This is a genomic window from Bradyrhizobium nivariense (assembly GCF_029846695.2).
Classification (GTDB): Bacteria; Pseudomonadota; Alphaproteobacteria; order Rhizobiales; family Xanthobacteraceae; genus Bradyrhizobium.
In genome coordinates this window covers 12,501-30,629 of the sequence record NZ_JARWCR020000029.1, presented here as the reverse complement: position 1 = coordinate 30,629, position 18,129 = coordinate 12,501, and the positions used below count along the sequence as shown (strand labels likewise).

Below are 18,129 nucleotides of genomic sequence, written 5' to 3'. Positions count from 1 at the left end.
GGCTAGCCATGTCTGTACAGGAAGCGTTGCCGCTGGGTGGCCTTGCGACCGGGCAATCCGGTCAGTTTCGCGCCGACCATGTGCTAGTCGCCGAGATGGTCAAGCCGGGCTCGAAGGTGCTCGACGTCGGCTGTGGCGAGGGCGACCTGCTCCAGCTGCTGGAGACCCGCGGCATCGACGGCCGCGGCATCGAGCTGTCGCGCGAGGGCGTCAACCGCTGCGTCGCCAAGGGGCTCGCGGTGGTGCAGGGCGATGCCGACACCGACCTGGTGAATTATCCGGATGACGCCTTCGACTACGTGATCCTGTCGCAGACGCTGCAGGCGACGCGGCAGCCGAAAGTGGTGCTGGAGAATTTGCTGCGCATCGGCCGCCGCGCCATCGTGTCGTTCCCGAATTTCGGCTTCTGGAAGATGCGGCTCCAGCTCCTGATCGGTGGCCACATGCCGCGCACGGAAAATCTGCCGGCAAGCTGGTATGACACCGCCAACATCCATTTCTGCACCATCAAGGACTTCGTCGAGCTCTGTGACGCGATCGACGTCAAGATGGAGCGCTCGGTGGCGCTCGATCTCTATGGCCGTCCGGTGCCGCTGAACCTGCCCTGGTGGGTGTGGAACATGTTCGGCGAGCAGGCGGTGTTTCTGCTCACGCGGGGGCAGGGGAAGTAGCCGCTCGCAATGACGGCGCGTGTGGTGACACCTTGGCTCTAATGCGCGGCCAACGACCGCGCATCGCGCACCGGCCAGCGCCCGGCTTCCACCAGCGTCACGAACCGTTCCACGGTTTCGTTGAACAACGCGGGCTCTTCGAGATTGAGCACGTGGCCGGACTTCGGAAACATCGCGAGCCCCGCCGCAGGCAGATGCTTCTTCAGGAACAGGCTTGCGCCCACGCACGGATCGTCCTCGTCGCCGCAGATGATGAGCGCCGGCGTTGCAACGCCTCTGATCGCATCCGTCATGGTGTAGATCGAGGGGCGGCCGCCCTGGAAGCCGCGCATCGTCCGCGCCGATCCCTTGGCGTCGTGCCGCGCCAGTGCGGCGTAGAAATCGGCGTGGCCGCGCGGGTCCTTCACCAGGAAGGGAATCCGGCTCGGCGCCTCGCGCGTGACTTTTGCGACTTCGGCGGAGCCGAGCGTCTCGAATTGCTCGGCATTGGCGCGGCATTGCTTGCGCCAATTGTCGAGATTCTCGACCTCCGAGCCGGAGCCGACGCCGGCGAGCGTCATCGATAGCGCGCGCTCTGGCGCATTCAGTCCGATCTGCAACGATGAATAGGCGCCCATCGAGAGCCCGACGAGATGCGCGCGTTCGATCTTCAGATGATCGAGCACCGCGAGCGCATCGGTGTAGAAATGCGTGTAGCTGTAGACCTCGCCATCAGGCACGTCCGATGGCGTGTAGCCGCGCGCCGAATAGGTGATGCAGCGATGGCCGCGCGAGAAGTAGCGCATCTGCGGCTCCCAATTGGTGTAGTCGGCCGCGAACTCGTGCAGAAAAATAATCGGTGTGCCCGTGCCTGCTTCTTCGAAATAGAGACGGCAATTGTCCTTCGTGAGGGCGTGAGGCATCCGGTTTTCTCCCTGTGGTGGCTGCGGCATTGGAATGCCGTTCTGCGATCAGCGCATGCGACCCTAACACTTGTTAATCATCGTCCAAAATCTCCGCGACCGCGTCTTGTTCTCGCCACATCAGGATACTGATACGGCCCGCGGATGTCGGCCACCGCACGGGGCCGATGGGAAAGTGGGGTGTCAACGAAGGATGAAGTATGTTCGAGTTGTTTGCGTCTCGCCTGTCGCGTTGTGTCGTCGCGCTGGCTGTTTTCTTCGCGGCGGTCGCCGCGTTCACCTCTCCGGCGTCAGCACGGCCTCATCGTCATAGCGCAGAGCGGAACGCTTACGCGCATCACGCCAGCAGACATTATCATGCACGCAGCTCGCGCTTCGAGCGCGGCGCGGCGCAATTGCAGGCGAGCGGCTTCGGCAACACCTTCGCCAGCTATGACCCGAACGCCAATAGCGGCGGCATGGCCATGAGCGGCGGCGGTGAAATAACCATGAGCGGCAGCGGTGGAATGACCACGCGCACCAGCCGTCGGATGGCCATGAGCGATAGCGGTCGAGTCGCCATGAGCGATAGCGGTCGATTCGCCATGAGGCGTGGCGGTGGGACGGCCGCTAACGCGAATGTCGGCAGCATGCCCAATAACGCTACGAGCGGCGGAGGCGTCAGTGGCGGATCGGGTCTCGTGTCCGAGGCGCGCCGCTATGTCGGCGGCAATCCGACCGGGCGCGGCAGCCTGTGGTGCGCGCGCTTCATGAACATGGTGCTGCAGCACACCGGCCATCAGGGCACCGGCTCCGACATGGCGAGTTCGTTCGCCCGCTATGGCACGCGCGTCTCGGGTCCGCAGGTCGGCGCCATCGCGGTCATGTCGCGCGGCCGCGGCGGCGGCCATGTCGGCATCATCACCGGCATCGACGCGCAGGGGAATCCGATCATGATCTCCGGCAACAACGGCAACCGCGTCCGCGAAGCGCCGATCTCGCGCGGCCGGATCTATGCCTATGTGATGCCGAATTAGCGCTCGTCATTGCGAGCGAAGCGACTTGTCCGCCGAAGCCTCTGGCGAAGGCGGAAGCAATCCAGAATCCCTCCGCGGGTGCACCCTGGATTGTTTCGTCGCTTCGCTCCTCGCAATGACGGAGTACGTGGAGCAGGCGCCGCGTCACACCAATCTCGGCTCTTCCACCGCGATCGCATCGCCGACGCCGATCTCGCCGTCGGCGATCACCTCGGCATAGATGCCGCAGTCCATATGGCCGAGATTGCTTGAGAGCGTCGCCGGGATTTCGAGATCGCGCCTGGCGGTATCAGGATCGACATTGGTGGCCGGGCAGCGCTTGATGCGCTTGACCACTTGCAGCCGGGCCTGTCCGATCGCGAGCGTCTGGCCGACGAGGTCGAGCTCGGACCAGGCCGGCCAGCCCTTCACGTAGAGATTGGCGCGAAAGCGCAGCGGGTGGACCGCGGCGCCGCCGAGCATGGTCTCGAGCGCGCGGACGCTGTCGAGATTGATGATGGACACGACTTTGCGGGCGACGTCGGAAAAGCTGTGGTCACGGCCGGACAGGACCTTGGGCGGGCCCTTCAGCTCCGGCTGAAAGTTCTCGCTGAAATAGCCCTCGATGGCGGCGCGGCCGGCCGCGGTCTCGAGATCGCCGCTGGCGACGATTTGGCCGTCCTTGCGGATGGTCAACAGATTGGTGGCGTCCTCGAAACGACTGTCGAGGGAAGCCAGCCGCTCATTGCGCGCCAGCATCAGGAATTGGATTTTCGGCTTCCACTGGGGCGCATCAGGGTCGAAGCCGCTGGGGCCGTTCTCGATGGCGTAGCGGCGGTCGGCGGGCAGGGTCTGGCCGGTTCGCAGGGCGATGCGGGGCAGCGGCTCCGGCGTCAGGCCCTTGATCGGATAACGGTAGAGGCCGATGATCTCGGCGTTCTGGCTGGCGGTCATTGCGCTGGATGTCATGCCGCTACTTAGGGGATTCGGCCCGCTGGTGCCAAGCGGGCGGATCCGCGCACGAAATTGTGAACTCGCCTCTTTCGGTCCAAGGGGACGCTTCCCACATCTGGGTCAGGCCGGCGCCAGCGCCGGCTGATAACGACCGTTACCGGTTGAGAAACGTCAATGCGGTAATCGGAAACCCAATGAAGATGCCGTTTGGAGTGCCTTAGAGGGCTCCTGGGGCAGGCCGAGGGAAAGAAGTAATGAACATAGACAAATATACCGAACGCTCCAGGGGCTTCGTCCAGTCCGCCCAGTCGCTTGCGGTGCGCGAGGGGCACCAGCAGTTTTCGACCCTGCACGTTCTGAAAGTGCTGCTGGATGACAATGAGGGCTTGGCTTCCGGCCTGATCGACCGTGCCGGCGGCAATTCCCGCGCAATTCTGAAGGCGACCGAGGACGCCCTGAACAAGGTGCCGAAGGTCTCCGGCGCTGGCGCCGGCCAGATCTATCTGGCACCCGAGCTTGCCCGTACCTTCGACGCCGCCGAAAAGGCCGGCGAGAAGGCCGGCGACAGCTTTGTCACGGTCGAGCGCCTGCTGCTCGGGCTCGCGCTGGAGAAGACCAGCGAGGCGGGTGCGATCCTGGCCAAGGGCGGTGTCACCCCGCAAAACCTCAATGCGGCGATCGAAGCGCTGCGCAAGGGCCGCACCGCGGACTCTGCGACCGCCGAGAACGCGTATGACGCGCTGAAGAAATATGCCCGCGACCTGACCCAGGCGGCGCGCGACGGCAAGCTCGATCCGGTCATCGGCCGCGACGAGGAGATCCGCCGCACCATCCAGGTCCTGTCGCGCCGGACCAAGAACAATCCCGTCCTGATCGGCGAACCCGGCGTCGGCAAGACCGCCATCGCCGAGGGCCTCGCGCTGCGCATCGTCAACGGCGATGTGCCGGAGAGCCTGAAGGACAAGAAGCTGCTGTCGCTGGACCTCGGTGCGCTGATTGCGGGTGCAAAATATCGCGGCGAGTTCGAGGAGCGGCTGAAGGCCGTGCTTCAGGAGGTGACGGCGAGCGAGGGCAATTTCGTCCTGTTCATCGACGAGATGCACACGCTGATCGGCGCCGGCAAGGGCGACGGCGCGATGGACGCTTCGAACCTGCTCAAGCCGGCGCTCGCGCGCGGCGAGCTGCACTGTATCGGAGCCACCACGCTCGACGAGTACCGGAAGCACGTCGAGAAGGACGCGGCGCTGGCGCGGCGCTTCCAGCCGATCTTCGTCAGCGAGCCCTCGGTCGAGGACACCATCTCCATTCTGCGCGGGCTGAAGGACAAGTACGAGCAGCACCATGGCGTTCGGATCACCGATTCCGCGCTCGTGGCCGCCACGACGCTGTCCAACCGCTACATCACCGACCGCTTCCTGCCGGACAAGGCGATCGACCTCATGGACGAGGCGGCTGCGCGGCTGAAGATGCAGGTCGATTCCAAGCCGGAAGAGCTGGATTCGATGGATCGGGAAATCATCCGGCTGAAGATCGAGCAGGAGGCCCTGAAGAAGGAAAGCGATCTCGGCTCCAAGACCCGTCTTGAAGCACTCCAGAAGGAGCTCGCCGGGCTCGAGGAGAAGTCTGCAGCGCTGACTGCGCGCTGGAGCGCGGAGAAGAACAAGCTCTCCAACGCCCAGAAACTGAAGGCCGAACTCGATGGCTTGCGTGTCGATCTCGCCGACGCCCAGCGGCGCGGCGAATTCCAGCGCGCCGGCGAGCTGGCCTATGGCCGGATCCCCGAGCTCGAGAGGCAACTTGCGGATATCGAAGCCAAGGAAAATACAACGCAGAACTCCGGCGAGATGATGGAGGAGGCGGTCACCGCCAACCACATCGCGCAGGTGGTCTCGCGCTGGACCGGCGTGCCCGTCGACAAGATGCTGCAGGGCGAGAAGGAGAAGCTCCTCAAGATGGAGGAGCAGCTCGGACAACGCGTCGTCGGCCAGGCCGAGGCCGTGCGTGCGGTCGCGACTGCCGTGCGCCGTTCGCGCGCTGGCCTGCAGGATCCGAACCGGCCGACCGGCTCGTTCATGTTCCTGGGGCCCACCGGCGTCGGCAAGACCGAGCTGACGAAAGCGCTTGCCGAGTATCTGTTCAACGACGAGACCGCGATGGTCCGCCTCGACATGTCCGAGTACATGGAGAAGCACTCGGTCTCGCGGCTGATCGGCGCGCCTCCGGGCTATGTCGGCTATGACGAGGGCGGTGCGCTGACCGAAGCGGTGCGGCGCCGGCCCTACCAAGTGGTGCTGTTCGACGAGATCGAGAAGGCGCATCCTGACGTCTTCAACGTCCTGTTGCAGGTGCTCGACGACGGCCGCCTCACCGACGGTCAGGGCCGCACCGTCGACTTCCGCAACACGCTGATCATCATGACCTCGAACCTCGGTTCGGAGTTTCTGGTGAACCAGCCGGAGGGCGAGGACACCTCGGCCGTGCGCGAGCAGGTGATGGGAATGGTGCGGGAGCATTTCCGCCCCGAATTCCTGAACCGCGTCGACGAGATCATCCTGTTCCATCGCTTGCAGAGGAGCGAGATGGGCCGGATCGTCGAGATCCAGTTCGCGCGGCTCGAGAGGCTTCTGACCGATCGCAAGATCGTGCTGACGCTCGACGCTGCGGCCCGCGACTGGCTCGCCGCCAAGGGCTGGGATCCCGCCTACGGCGCACGGCCGCTCAAGCGCGTGATCCAGCGTCACGTCCAGGATCCGCTCGCCGAGATGATTTTAGCCGGCGACGTCAAGGATGGCGACAGCGTTGCGATCTCGTCCGAAGGCAACGTCCTGACCTTCAACGGCAAGGCGCCGCAGACCGCGGAGATCGCCCAGTTCGAGGCGCCGGTGTCGAAGCGGAAGTTGAACTGAGCGCATAGCGCAGCACTGAACCTGACCAAACCTCCCCGCGACGCGGGGAGGTTTTTTTGTACCGGCAATGCGCGCAATTTGCGTGGGACGAGGGGGCGATCAGGTGTCGCGCTATATGCGTGACCCTTAGCGCAACCAATGGCTGCGTCACCGCAATGCCCGTAAAGGGAGTGTGCTATAAATAGAACACGCTCTGCGCTTTCTCCGAGAGCGTGCATGAATCTTCTTGAACAATTTGCTTAAGGTTCGCCACAATCAATTCCAGATTTAAGGGGCTGTGGCGACATACGGCGTTTGCCGAAATGTTGGTCGCGTGAGGCTGTCGTTCGTAGCGACAGAGTTCGCTCGTCACGGTCTGAAAGATATTGTGGGGGCGTGCGATGCGTTCGGGTATCGTTGCGAGTTGCGTTGCATTGGCGCTGCTGGTGAGCGGTTGCACGTCAAGTCAACCAGGGCCTCGACGAGCCTTTCTCATTACAGATGATGTCGAATGGACAAGGCCGCTCGGCGCGCCAGACTTGGCTAACTTCTACAGTCAATCTTCGGACCAGCAGGCGAACATGCGGAATCAGGTTCTGACCGCCCGCATGTATATGACCGACCTCGAATATCATTACTACGAAGCCCGCCTCACAAAGGAAATGCAGGAAGAGGGTTTAGCAGCGACCTTGGCAAGCCTCGGTCTAACCACGGCAGCGACTTTGGTACCTGCCGTGTCGACAAAATCCATCTTGTCGGGGACGGCCACCGCAGTCATCGGAGCTGACAAGGCCTATACCGAAAAGCAGTTGCTCAGCAACACGATCCAGGCGCTGCAAGCTCAGATGCGAGCGGATCGAAAAACCCAGGCCGCTACCATTTACGCCAAGATGTTCAGGGACGTCAGCAGTACAACAAGAATAATAACACCGATCGCTGATTACACCCTTCCGATGGCGTTGTCCGATGCGGATGCCTATTATCAGGCAGGTACAGTTGCTTCCGCGCTGGTTGGACTTTCCAGGACACTTGCGAACGCAGACCGAGCCGCGGAGCAGGCGAAGGATAAGTCGGGCCCCAATCCAATTACGGTTTCGAATGTCAAGGAAACTGCTGCGCCGTCGAGTGGCGGCAATGCCGCAGGAACACTGACTGGGAGTGGTCCTTCGACCTCCGGCGTTAAGTTTAGGACGGATGGAGAATTTGGAGCAGATTCGTTCTCGCGAAGGATTAAGGCGTGGATACGAGACGCCAATGGGAACGTAATCAAGGGTAGCGTGAGCATTTTAGAGGGGTTCATCAAGAGGGAGCAGTTGAACACCTCTCCGAGCAGCTTCATTGCTCAAGGTCAGTTTGCCAGCAAGCGGGCACAGTTCGTAAGCGAGCAAAACATCCCTTAGTGATTCAGTATCGTCGTGTTGAATTCAAATATTTAGGGGGATCGGATGACGGCAACTATTGATAGGACGACCAAAGTCCCCGAGTCGGAATTGGTAAGCCTGATAAACGATTTCAAGGAGATCGACGAAGCTGACATCGTCACAGCATTCGTCGACAAGGATGGCACCTTCACCGTCGAGTCGACGGTGATCGTCGCAGACAAGCCGACGGATTTGCCCGGTACGCCCATAACCAAAGTTGGCAAGATGTCGACCTTTGGCGGCCCGACCGATCCGGGTGTCGGTCCTGATGAAGGTCTCGCCTTGTTCGAACAGATAGATGTCGCGGCCAATCCGGATATTTTTCTTCAGACGCAACCGCCAAACACTACCGGTCTGGCGAAGCGGCTCGATCCGACGGTCAATTACATTGCGTGTCGCTGGGACATCTTTGCAACGCCGCGAGAGTTTCTGCGAACAATTAAGGTCCGGGTTAGCGCCAACGGGAAGTCGGAAGAAGCTCGGCCGGTCGATTCGGGCCCCAAGCCGACAACCGGTCGCGTGGCAGACCTTTCACCGGGATTGGCAACAAAGCTCGGACTCAAAACGGACGACGTCTGCACTGTCGAAATTCCAACTCCGCAGATCGGCGTCGCCGTGGGCGTAAATTTGGCGGCGATCGATAAGATAACCTTCCCAGCCGATATGACGCGCTCGCTCGTCGTGATGACGACCTCCAATAACAGCACCTATTGGATAACCAACCAGATCGGATCGATCGAGGGGGGGCAAACGCTATTGCGTCGCGTCGGCCACAATGCGACGGAAATTCTTCTCAGCAACACTACGGTACTCCCGGTGCAGGCGGGCGATAAGATTCCACAGGCGGTTGCTGATCAGCTCAACAGGGCAAGCGTCGAACCCGAAAAGTCGAAAAAGAAAGGCGGCCCAGCGCCCGGCGCAAACGCCAATATCAATGCGAAGGTGTTTGCCAAGGCCCAAGCGAGCGTCGGGATGGACACCAGCAAGGTGCCTGGGACAGAGGGAGGCAATCTTGCCTGCGCATGGGCGGTCAATGAAGTGGTTCGGCTCGCGCTCGGCAAACCGATCGCTGCCGATAGCAAAGGAAGAAATGCGCTGGGCACGGGAGAAGTTTTTGATGCTTTACGAAAGCATCATATTCAGACGGATAGCCCCAGCCCGGGTTCGATCATCATCTCGCCGACCCCGCCATCCGGAACCGTGCACGGCCACATTGGAATTGTTGGTCAGAGCCCCACGGGAGGCTTGGACAACACCCAGGTTTTCTCGAACAGTTCGGGACAGGGACAGTTCGCCCAGAACCGCACGTTCAAGAGCTGGAGGGCTCGCTACGTCGACCAACTGCATTTACCGATGCTGTTTTTCGACCTGGACAAGAGCCAGTTCTGATTTCGGTGGCAGGCGCAACCGAATGAAAGCACCGTAATGCAGGGGGATCAAAATGGCGGGTCCTACTCTTTTCAAGACTCAATTCGTCCAATTGGCGCGACAAGAGAGTGAGGCCCTGTCTGGCCGCTGCCGCGGAGATCAGGAGCTTGAAATTCGTATCGAATCCTATGGGCGTTCAATCGGGATTACAGATATTGCTTCGTTCCAGCAGCATTATTCGGCAGTCTTCATTTCCTGGTGCATGCGCACCGCGGGAGCTTCGGAGGCCGAATTTCCAACGGCACTCAGCCATTCGAAATATGCTCAATTTGCAGTGCAGAACGCAGACGCCGAACAAGGTGCGTTTCAGGCGAGACGCATTGAAGCCTATGCGCCGCAACTTGGCGATATTCTTCATGTGAACCGGAACAACGGAAAGGTGACGTTCGATCGCATCTTGGCCGGAAGTTATTTTTCGGAGAGCGGGATCGTCATTGATATAGTTCCGCGCAAAGCGCTCATCGTGATGGGTAATCAGGAACCGTGCGGTAATGTTGGCACCGAAGAGCTGGCTCTGGCTGACTCAGGGCTCCTGATCCAGAGGGGACGCAATCCTCTCATCGCCGTGATTGAAGTGCTAAAATAAGTCATCACGCGTGCAGATGGCGCGCCACGGCTTGAGCAGCCAGCCGAGATACGCGCGCGATGCCGATGCGCTGGCAGCGGCTAGCAGCGCGGCGCCGAACACGGGGGACGTTCTGGGGCTTATTTCTTCGTCATCTTGTAAATCGCGTTCTCTAAATCCGACGAGAAATAAATCACGCCGCTCGCCCCGACCGCCACGCCTGTCGGGATGTGGGTCGGCAGGCCGCCGGGTGCGCCCGTCAGGCCGATTGGAAGATTGGCGGCGATCTCGGTGATCGCCCCGTCCTTCGGATCGATCTGGACAATGCGCCTCGCGCCCACCTCCGCCACGATCAGCTTGCCGTCGCTGGCGCGTGCGATGCCTTCGGGCATTTTCAGCTCCTTGGCGAGCACGGTCTTTTCGCCGTTGCTGTCGATCATCGAGACGACGCCCGCAAACGCTTCGGTGACATAGACCTCGCCGCGCGATCCGCCGACGAGCCCGACCGGGCCCTCGAGGCCGCCGATCAGCGGGGTGTGGTCCTTGCCGTGTTCCCCGCTGACGCGCACCAGCGAGTTGGTGCCGAGCTCGGCCACCAAAATGCTGCCGTCCGCGAGCACGATTGCGTCATGCGGCGCCTTGAGGCCGTGCAACATGTCGCGCGTGGCGCCGGTCTTGCCGTCGATCACCTGCACCGTGCCGGTGAACCAGCTCGACAGGACCACGTCGTTCCCCTTCGCCGTCACGCTCATCGGATATTCGAGCGTGACGCCGGCGGCGTGCATGCGCGCCTTCTCGGTGACCTCGCCGGTCGCGCCGTCCACCGTGCGATAGGCGAACACGTCGGCGACGTGGATCGTATCCTTGCCGTTCTCTGACGTGACGCCGATGCCGCCGGGCAAAGCGAGCTTGCCGATGATGACCTGCCTGGCCTCGCCGGTCGCCGGATCGACCTCCTGGATGCCGTTGTCGGCCATGTTGGAGACGTAGATGCGGTCGTTGTCGTCGATCGCGAGATTGTCGAGCGACGGCTTCAGTTGCGCGACCATGGTCTTGGCGCCCGACTTGGGATCGACCCGGACGAGCTGGCCGAGCGCGGTGTCGACCACCCAGAGATTGCCCTTGGAATCGAAGTTCACCGCGGCCGGGACCTTGAAGCCGTCGGCGACGACGGTCAGCTCGGCTTTGTCGACGTCGACCTTTGCGACCTGTCCCTTGAACCAGAGCGGACCATAGAGCTTGTCGTCGGGACCGAACTCGAAGCCGTTGAGGCCGCCCATCTTCTCCATGATCTGGCGCGGCGGTTTGACGCCCTCGACGTCGATCTCATAGAGCGTGTCGCCGAGGAAGACGGTGGTGGCGTAGAGCCTGCCGTCCTTGCGGAAGGCGAGCGAGTTGATGCCGGGAAGGCCGGAAGCGAGCTTCTTGATCGGGCCGTCGCCCTTGCGCGAATAGAGATCGCCGGCCAGGAATCCGGTCCAGGCCATGGTGCCGTCGGGCGCGAATGCGATGTCGTCGGCCATTCCGATCGGAGCGGGGATTGCAACCTTGGCGGTACCGCCGGCGATGTCGACCTCGTAGAGCGCCGCGCCCGCGACGCTGCCGGCAAACAGATGGCCGGCCTTGTCGATCGCAAGCCCGTGCACGCCGTGGAACGCCGAGCCCGGGACCAGCCTGGTGACCTCCCAGCTTTCGGCCGAAACGCCGGTGGCGGAGACAATCGCAGCGACGAAGGCTGCGCAGGCGAGCCTGTTCTTCATGGCGAGACCTCCCATTTTTTGGAAAGTATTCGCTCCTCATGCCGCTTTGGCAAACGAAACTTGACGTTGTGATGCCGCCAAGCGGACCTCGCGCGACAACGTCAAATCCAGGTCGTGTTTGAAGATATCCGGCCGATGTCGGCGGGCTCGCCGGCTTACCGGTTGGTGACCTGCAACGGGCCGCCGGTGGCGTCCGACATCCGGGCGATGGCGCCGACGCGGCCGCTCATCATGCCGTCGAGCCGGTCACGCTCCTTCTCGAAGCCGGCCAGCATCGGGCCTTCCAGCGAGCGGCCGCGCGGCAATTTCACGCGCAGCGGATCGACGAAGCGGCCGTTGACCAGGATTTCGTAGTGGACGTGAGGGCCTGTCGACGCGCCGGTCGAACCGACGAAGCCGATCACCTGGCCCTGCCGCACCTTCTTGCCGGGCTCCATGCCCTTGGCGAAGGCCGACATGTGGCCATAGGCGGTCTCGTAGCCGTTGTTATGCTTGATGCGGATGTATTTGCCGTAGCCGCCCTCCGGGCCGGCCTTCTCGATCACGCCGTTGCCGGAGGCGAAGATCGGCGTGCCGTAGGCGGTGGCCCAGTCGACGCCGGTGTGCATCTTCACATAGCCCAGGATCGGGTGGCGACGGCCGCCGAAGCCGGAGCGCATGATGGCGTTGTTGACGGGCTTGCGCACCAGGAACTTCTTCGCGCTCTTACCGGTCTCGTCATAGTAGTCGACGACGCCGTCGTCGGGGCTCTGGTAGCGGTAGTATTTCTTGGTCTCGCCGCCGAGCGTGAGCGAAGCGAACAGCACGTCGTTCTTTTCGCTCGCGGTCACGCCTTCGTCTTCGCCGGCGTAGAACACGTCGAATGAATCGCCCGGCGCCACCTTGCGCTGGAAATCTACGTCGTAGGAGTAGATCTTGATCATGTCGTCGATGACCGGCATCGGCACTTTATTGCGCATCGCGGTCTCGTAGATGCTCTGGTAGAGCCGCACGCCCGTGCCGTCATCGTCGTCATCGTCGTCGCTGCTGGCGTTGGCCGCAGCGTCGGCGACGGTGTTCATGCTGGAGACGTCGACCGCGACGTATTTGCCGAGATCGGACAGCGCCGCGATCGCCTCGACCATGGTCTCGTTGGCGACGACGACGCGGTAGGGCTGCAGCCGGGCGCCGGGGCTTGCGGGCGCCATCAGGATGCGCAGCTTCTCGCCTTCCTTGAGGCCGCCGTCGCGGCCGCGGGGCCCGAGCGTCGCGGCGATCGCCTTGATCTCCTCGGCCGTGGCGCCGAGATCGCGCAGCACGCCAGCGACGTTGTCGCCCTTCTTGACGATGTGGACGCGTTCGCCGTTGGGATTTCCACCGGTGATCTGCTCCTTGGTCTTCGGCAGCAGTGTGACGTTTTCCGGCACCACGCGCGTCTCGAAGCCGGCATAGGGATCGGACGGCGACACTTCGGTGGCGTAGGCGCTTCTGATGTCGGACGGGCCGGTCGCGCCGGAGACGTCGGCGGCGGCATTGGAGAGCGCGGCGTAGCGCACCCCGCCATTGCCGCGCCAGTTGGCGGCATCGCGCACCCGCATCAGGATGTCGTCGAGCGCCACCACTGCGGAAATCTTGGCCTTCGGCAGCACCGGCGACAGGTCCTTGGTGACGAAGGAGACCTCGGCGTCGGGCTCGACCGCTTCCGGATTGTTGGGATCGTCGGATGCCGTCTTCGGATCGGCGCCGACGTCGGTGAGAAGGCGCTGGGCGTTGAACGGCGGAATCTTCGCCGACAGGTCGCTGGTCGTCATCGACAGATTGCCGGCGATCCGGATGAAGGGACGCACCCGCATCACGTCGCGGTTGCCGACGCGGGCGACGGTCGAGACGCGCACGATGTTGCGCGATGCGGTGGATTCGTTCGGCGGCGGCAGGCGGTCGCTCTTGTGCAGCGTGGCGGCGCGGTCGGCTGCGCCGAATGCGCCGCGCAGCGCGCCTTCGACGCGCTCCGGCACCTTGGCGAAGGTCATCTCGCCGTCGAGCGAAGCGAAAACGGCGCCGCCGATCAGGGCTGCGCCGCAGAGTCCGGTCAAGATCGTCCCGCTGAACCATTGCACCGAGACGCGGCGGCGATCGATGACGGCGGCTTCAGAACCATCGACGGACAGCGGCGGCTCGTGGCCGAGATCGATGATCCCGGTCTCACGCCCGTAAGCGCCGCGTGACGTCCTGTGGTTCAACCCAAGTCCCCCAATCAACGACCCAAGAGCCCGGTTTCGAGCAGCCCGGTTTCGAGCCCCTCCTTACGCCTTACGCCGCCCCTTCGGGGGCGTCGCCGGAAAGGGCAAGCCGCACAGGCGTCCGCGGTCAGAAGGCCCTGATGACGGGCCGGCCGAAATTACGAACAGCTAAGCGGAAAAAAAACTCTCGATGTTTCTCGAATGTCTGAAGCTCGAATGTCTGAAGAAGGCCGCGTCATCGTGATCGCCTTCCTCTGACCCCACGCAAACCGCCGGCAGCCCCCACTGGCATCCCTGCGATTCAAGCTTTGTCTGTAGCAGAACGCCGGGGGATTGTGGCTCAAGTACGGCGCCTAATATGGAAAAGTTTCCTGAACGGCCCGGCGCGAGGGACCTCCCCGGAGGGGGCGCTGCAAGCGGCCTCCAGCGCCCCCTCGGGCCCAAACTTTTTTTGGGTTTTTTCACCGCCCCGGTTCAGTCCGCGCGCTCAGGGGTCATCTAACCATCTGGAATCGCGTGAATTTTTTCAACAATCCACCGTGCGACGATTTGTTGACAATGGCCGTTGACAACTCCGATGGGCGGGGCCTATAACCCGACCACTGAGCGCGGCGCCGCCGGGTCACTGACCAAGGCGAGCGAACGCGCCACTGATGCTCCTCACCTTGTTGAGTGACACAACAGTCGACGTAAGTCGATTGGAGTTCATTCATCGTCGGTAAGGGTGTCGGAACCCTTCCTCTCTGGAAGGTTGGGGCCTCCTGGGTCCCGGGCTGTTTGACAAGTGAAGATGAAGAAAGAGAAACGTGGACGGCGGAGTCCTTGCGGGTCTCGCATTTGAAGAGCTTCGGCTTTTCGGATCGGGGCCGGACGAAAGACTTCGGCGGTACACGTTTTAAGGTTACACCATCGTTGCCAGCGATGTGAATCGCGGGCAGCTCATCGACTTCGGTCGATGAAAAATGGTGGGACCTCGTCAAAACGTTGTGATCAGCCGGTTCAAAGTTCAAGTCCAACTTGAGAGTTTGATCCTGGCTCAGAGCGAACGCTGGCGGCAGGCTTAACACATGCAAGTCGAGCGGGCGTAGCAATACGTCAGCGGCAGACGGGTGAGTAACGCGTGGGAACATACCTTTTGGTTCGGAACAACACAGGGAAACTTGTGCTAATACCGGATAAGCCCTTACGGGGAAAGATTTATCGCCGAAAGATTGGCCCGCGTCTGATTAGCTAGTTGGTGAGGTAATGGCTCACCAAGGCGACGATCAGTAGCTGGTCTGAGAGGATGATCAGCCACATTGGGACTGAGACACGGCCCAAACTCCTACGGGAGGCAGCAGTGGGGAATATTGGACAATGGGGGCAACCCTGATCCAGCCATGCCGCGTGAGTGATGAAGGCCCTAGGGTTGTAAAGCTCTTTTGTGCGGGAAGATAATGACGGTACCGCAAGAATAAGCCCCGGCTAACTTCGTGCCAGCAGCCGCGGTAATACGAAGGGGGCTAGCGTTGCTCGGAATCACTGGGCGTAAAGGGTGCGTAGGCGGGTCTTTAAGTCAGGGGTGAAATCCTGGAGCTCAACTCCAGAACTGCCTTTGATACTGAAGATCTTGAGTTCGGGAGAGGTGAGTGGAACTGCGAGTGTAGAGGTGAAATTCGTAGATATTCGCAAGAACACCAGTGGCGAAGGCGGCTCACTGGCCCGATACTGACGCTGAGGCACGAAAGCGTGGGGAGCAAACAGGATTAGATACCCTGGTAGTCCACGCCGTAAACGATGAATGCCAGCCGTTAGTGGGTTTACTCACTAGTGGCGCAGCTAACGCTTTAAGCATTCCGCCTGGGGAGTACGGTCGCAAGATTAAAACTCAAAGGAATTGACGGGGGCCCGCACAAGCGGTGGAGCATGTGGTTTAATTCGACGCAACGCGCAGAACCTTACCAGCCCTTGACATGTCCAGGACCGGTCGCAGAGATGTGACCTTCTCTTCGGAGCCTGGAACACAGGTGCTGCATGGCTGTCGTCAGCTCGTGTCGTGAGATGTTGGGTTAAGTCCCGCAACGAGCGCAACCCCCGTCCTTAGTTGCTACCATTTAGTTGAGCACTCTAAGGAGACTGCCGGTGATAAGCCGCGAGGAAGGTGGGGATGACGTCAAGTCCTCATGGCCCTTACGGGCTGGGCTACACACGTGCTACAATGGCGGTGACAATGGGACGCTAAGGGGCAACCCTTCGCAAATCTCAAAAAGCCGTCTCAGTTCGGATTGGGCTCTGCAACTCGAGCCCATGAAGTTGGAATCGCTAGTAATCGTGGATCAGCACGCCACGGTGAATACGTTCCCGGGCCTTGTACACACCGCCCGTCACACCATGGGAGTTGGTTTTACCTGAAGACGGTGCGCTAACCAGCAATGGAGGCAGCCGGCCACGGTAGGGTCAGCGACTGGGGTGAAGTCGTAACAAGGTAGCCGTAGGGGAACCTGCGGCTGGATCACCTCCTTTCTAAGGATGATCCTTCAGCTTAGCTTCGGCTAGCTATCGGATCGTTTTAGAAACATCAGTGGCCAACGGTCGTCAGGATCGTTGAGCTGCATTGGCGGGATTTCGCCGTCTTCGTTTCTCTTTCTTCGCGGACGAACACGCGCTGGGGCTGCAACCTTGCAGGATCCCTGGTCCTTGACTGGATATGCGTTAGGGGCTTGTAGCTCAGTTGGTTAGAGCGCGCGCTTGATAAGCGTGAGGTCGGAAGTTCAAGTCTTCCCAGGCCCACCACACTCATCGAGTGAGCATTCGTCTTCTGGTTACGGGGCCATAGCTCAGCTGGGAGAGCGCGTGCTTTGCAAGCATGAGGTCGTCGGTTCGATCCCGTCTGGCTCCACCAGATGGTTTGATCACCGACAACTCAACCGTCGTCCGCGAAACATCACTTCGCACCCACTAGTCCGGATGGACAGTGACGTGCGTGATTTCTGACATTGTAAAGAGGAGATCGATCCGAGTTGGATCGTGCAGAAGATTTCTGCGCGATACTTCATTATCTCCGGATCATTTCGGCGCTCGTGCGTCTTCCAGGGTAGCTCACAAGGCTGCGCTTGAAAGACAAGCGAGTTGTAAATGATCCTTTTAGCGAAGCTTGACCGCCTCGCTATCGGAACGATCTTACGAAGCAAGCTGGTCTTTCTAATCATTGTCCGGCTGCAGATAGCGTTCATCGAGGGCGCGTGCCGCAAGGTAGTTCTGCAGACAACATTCTGCCGAGTGTGTGGACATTGATAATGAGAGCAATCAAGTGCCTTAAGGGTGTTCGGTGGATGCCTTGGCGCTGAGAGGCGATGAAGGACGTGCTACGCTGCGATAAGCCGTGGGGAGCTGCGAAGAAGCTTTGATCCATGGATTTCCGAATGGGGAAACCCACCTTCGATAGCCGGAACTCCAAGACCTTTGTCGAGAGACATTGGTGTGGGGTTCGATCAGAAATGTGAGATGCCTAAGCCTTTAGATTTCGATCGAAGAGGTTTTGGATTTCCGGTTATCAAGAGAAGGTATGAGACTTCTGAATACATAGGAGGTTTCAAGCAAACCCAGGGAACTGAAACATCTAAGTACCTGGAGGAAAGGACATCAACAGAGACTCCGTTAGTAGTGGCGAGCGAACGCGGACCAGGCCAGTGATACATCAAAGACAATCGGAACCAGTCAGGAAAGCTGGGCCTTAGAGGGTGATAGCCCCGTACGAGTAATGCGATGATGTATCCACGAGTAAGGCGGGACACGTGAAATCCTGTCTGAACGCGGGGGGACCACCCTCCAAGCCTAAGTACTCCTCAGCGACCGATAGTGAACCAGTACCGTGAGGGAAAGGTGAAAAGCACCCCGACGAGGGGAGTGAAATAGACCTGAAACCGGACACCTACAAACAGATGGAGCCCAAGATACGTTCTGGGTGACATCGTACCTTTTGTATTATGGGCCAGCGACTTAATTTAACGAGCAAGCTTAAGCCGATAGGCGAAGGCGTAGCGAAAGCGAGTCTGAATAGGGCGTCAAGTTCGTTGTATTAGACCCGAAACCTAGTGATCTAGCCATGAGCAGGTTGAAGGTGAGGTAACACTCACTGGAGGACCGAACGGGTGTCTGTTGAAAAAGACTCCGATGACTTGTGGTTAGGGGTGAAAGGCCAATCAAACTGGGAAATAGCTGGTTCTCCGCGAAAGATATTTAGGTATCGCCTCGGACGAATACCTCAGGGGGTAGAGCACTGGATGGGCTAGGGGGACTTACCGTCTTACCAAACCCAACCAAACTCCGAATACCTGAGAGTACTATCCG

10 protein-coding genes, 2 tRNA genes and 2 rRNA genes (1 of these 14 cut by a window edge) are annotated in these 18,129 nt (G+C 60.7%); 10 read left to right on the top strand and 4 right to left on the bottom strand.

Features of this window, described 5'->3' with window-relative positions; all coding sequences use genetic code 11:
- Positions 1-8 precede the first annotated feature (8 nt).
- Entirely contained in the window at positions 9-671 is a 663-nt protein-coding gene (gene metW / locus QCM77_RS23090) for a methionine biosynthesis protein MetW (protein ID WP_279661554.1), read from the top strand.
- 38 nt (positions 672-709) lie between these two features.
- On the opposite strand, the gene QCM77_RS23085 is transcribed toward metW, so the two are convergent.
- Positions 710-1,573 carry an alpha/beta fold hydrolase gene (locus tag QCM77_RS23085; RefSeq protein WP_279661555.1) on the bottom strand — a complete coding sequence of 288 codons (864 nt, stop codon included), beginning with the start codon at positions 1,571-1,573 and terminating at the stop codon, positions 710-712.
- A 200-nt stretch (positions 1,574-1,773) separates the two neighbouring features.
- Between QCM77_RS23085 and QCM77_RS23080 the strand changes: the two genes are divergently transcribed.
- Complete coding sequence (locus QCM77_RS23080; RefSeq protein ID WP_279685025.1) at positions 1,774-2,589, top strand: TIGR02594 family protein; 816 nt, start codon at positions 1,774-1,776, stop codon at positions 2,587-2,589.
- A 144-nt stretch (positions 2,590-2,733) separates the two neighbouring features.
- On the opposite strand, the gene QCM77_RS23075 is transcribed toward QCM77_RS23080, so the two are convergent.
- Positions 2,734-3,522, bottom strand: coding sequence for an MOSC domain-containing protein (locus QCM77_RS23075; protein ID WP_279661809.1), 789 nt, complete (start codon positions 3,520-3,522; stop codon positions 2,734-2,736).
- A 254-nt stretch (positions 3,523-3,776) separates the two neighbouring features.
- Between QCM77_RS23075 and clpB the strand changes: the two genes are divergently transcribed.
- The 4 genes from clpB to QCM77_RS23055 all read left to right on the top strand — a co-directional run bounded on the left by clpB (position 3,777) and on the right by QCM77_RS23055 (position 9,842).
- Positions 3,777-6,428 carry an ATP-dependent chaperone ClpB gene (clpB, locus tag QCM77_RS23070; protein WP_279685023.1) on the top strand — a complete coding sequence of 884 codons (2,652 nt, stop codon included), beginning with the start codon at positions 3,777-3,779 and terminating at the stop codon, positions 6,426-6,428.
- A gap of 560 nt (positions 6,429-6,988) precedes the next feature.
- Positions 6,989-7,807 carry a hypothetical protein gene (locus QCM77_RS23065; RefSeq protein ID WP_279685021.1) on the top strand — a complete coding sequence of 273 codons (819 nt, stop codon included), beginning with the start codon at positions 6,989-6,991 and terminating at the stop codon, positions 7,805-7,807.
- 45 nt (positions 7,808-7,852) lie between these two features.
- Positions 7,853-9,217 (top strand): RlpA-like double-psi beta-barrel domain-containing protein, encoded by a 1,365-nt coding sequence (locus QCM77_RS23060; RefSeq protein WP_279685020.1) that lies wholly within the window; start codon positions 7,853-7,855, stop codon positions 9,215-9,217.
- 52 nt (positions 9,218-9,269) lie between these two features.
- The gene (locus QCM77_RS23055) at positions 9,270-9,842 is read left to right on the top strand and encodes a DUF2272 domain-containing protein (protein WP_279661560.1); all 573 of its coding nucleotides are present in this window, start codon (positions 9,270-9,272) and stop codon (positions 9,840-9,842) included.
- Between the two features lie 119 nt (positions 9,843-9,961).
- Here the strand turns inward: QCM77_RS23055 and QCM77_RS23050 are convergent, their stop codons facing one another.
- Both QCM77_RS23050 and QCM77_RS23045 read right to left on the bottom strand, forming a co-directional pair.
- Positions 9,962-11,581: an NHL repeat-containing protein gene (locus QCM77_RS23050; RefSeq protein ID WP_279685019.1), complete on the bottom strand. Its 1,620-nt coding sequence runs from the start codon at positions 11,579-11,581 to the stop codon at positions 9,962-9,964.
- A gap of 155 nt (positions 11,582-11,736) precedes the next feature.
- The gene (locus QCM77_RS23045) at positions 11,737-13,800 is read right to left on the bottom strand and encodes a M23 family metallopeptidase (protein WP_279685017.1); all 2,064 of its coding nucleotides are present in this window, start codon (positions 13,798-13,800) and stop codon (positions 11,737-11,739) included.
- A 1,013-nt stretch (positions 13,801-14,813) separates the two neighbouring features.
- Between QCM77_RS23045 and QCM77_RS23040 the strand changes: the two genes are divergently transcribed.
- The 4 genes from QCM77_RS23040 to QCM77_RS23025 form a co-directional block, all read left to right on the top strand.
- A 16S ribosomal RNA gene (locus QCM77_RS23040) occupies positions 14,814-16,302 on the top strand.
- Positions 16,303-16,495: 193 nt separating this feature from the next.
- A tRNA-Ile gene (locus tag QCM77_RS23035) sits at positions 16,496-16,572 on the top strand.
- Between the two features lie 33 nt (positions 16,573-16,605).
- Positions 16,606-16,681: transfer RNA gene (locus QCM77_RS23030), tRNA-Ala, on the top strand.
- Between the two features lie 402 nt (positions 16,682-17,083).
- Positions 17,084-18,129, top strand: a 23S ribosomal RNA gene (locus QCM77_RS23025) (it continues 1,827 nt past the right edge of the window).
- The 16S and 23S rRNA genes sit together here with 2 tRNA genes alongside, the layout of an rRNA operon.

Excerpts from the sequence above, each read along its gene's own strand:
- QCM77_RS23065 (WP_279685021.1), top strand. The coding sequence starts at position 6,989 with ATGCGGAATCAGGTTCTGACCGCCCGCATGTATATGACCGACCTCGAA.
- QCM77_RS23055 (WP_279661560.1), top strand. The coding sequence starts at position 9,270 with ATGGCGGGTCCTACTCTTTTCAAGACTCAATTCGTCCAATTGGCGCGA.
- metW (WP_279661554.1), top strand. The coding sequence starts at position 9 with ATGTCTGTACAGGAAGCGTTGCCGCTGGGTGGCCTTGCGACCGGGCAA.
- QCM77_RS23060 (WP_279685020.1), top strand. The coding sequence starts at position 7,853 with ATGACGGCAACTATTGATAGGACGACCAAAGTCCCCGAGTCGGAATTG.
- QCM77_RS23075 (WP_279661809.1), bottom strand. The coding sequence starts at position 3,522 with ATGACCGCCAGCCAGAACGCCGAGATCATCGGCCTCTACCGTTATCCG.
- clpB (WP_279685023.1), top strand. The coding sequence starts at position 3,777 with ATGAACATAGACAAATATACCGAACGCTCCAGGGGCTTCGTCCAGTCC.
- QCM77_RS23080 (WP_279685025.1), top strand. The coding sequence starts at position 1,774 with ATGTTCGAGTTGTTTGCGTCTCGCCTGTCGCGTTGTGTCGTCGCGCTG.
- QCM77_RS23050 (WP_279685019.1), bottom strand. The coding sequence starts at position 11,581 with ATGAAGAACAGGCTCGCCTGCGCAGCCTTCGTCGCTGCGATTGTCTCC.
- QCM77_RS23085 (WP_279661555.1), bottom strand. The coding sequence starts at position 1,573 with ATGCCTCACGCCCTCACGAAGGACAATTGCCGTCTCTATTTCGAAGAA.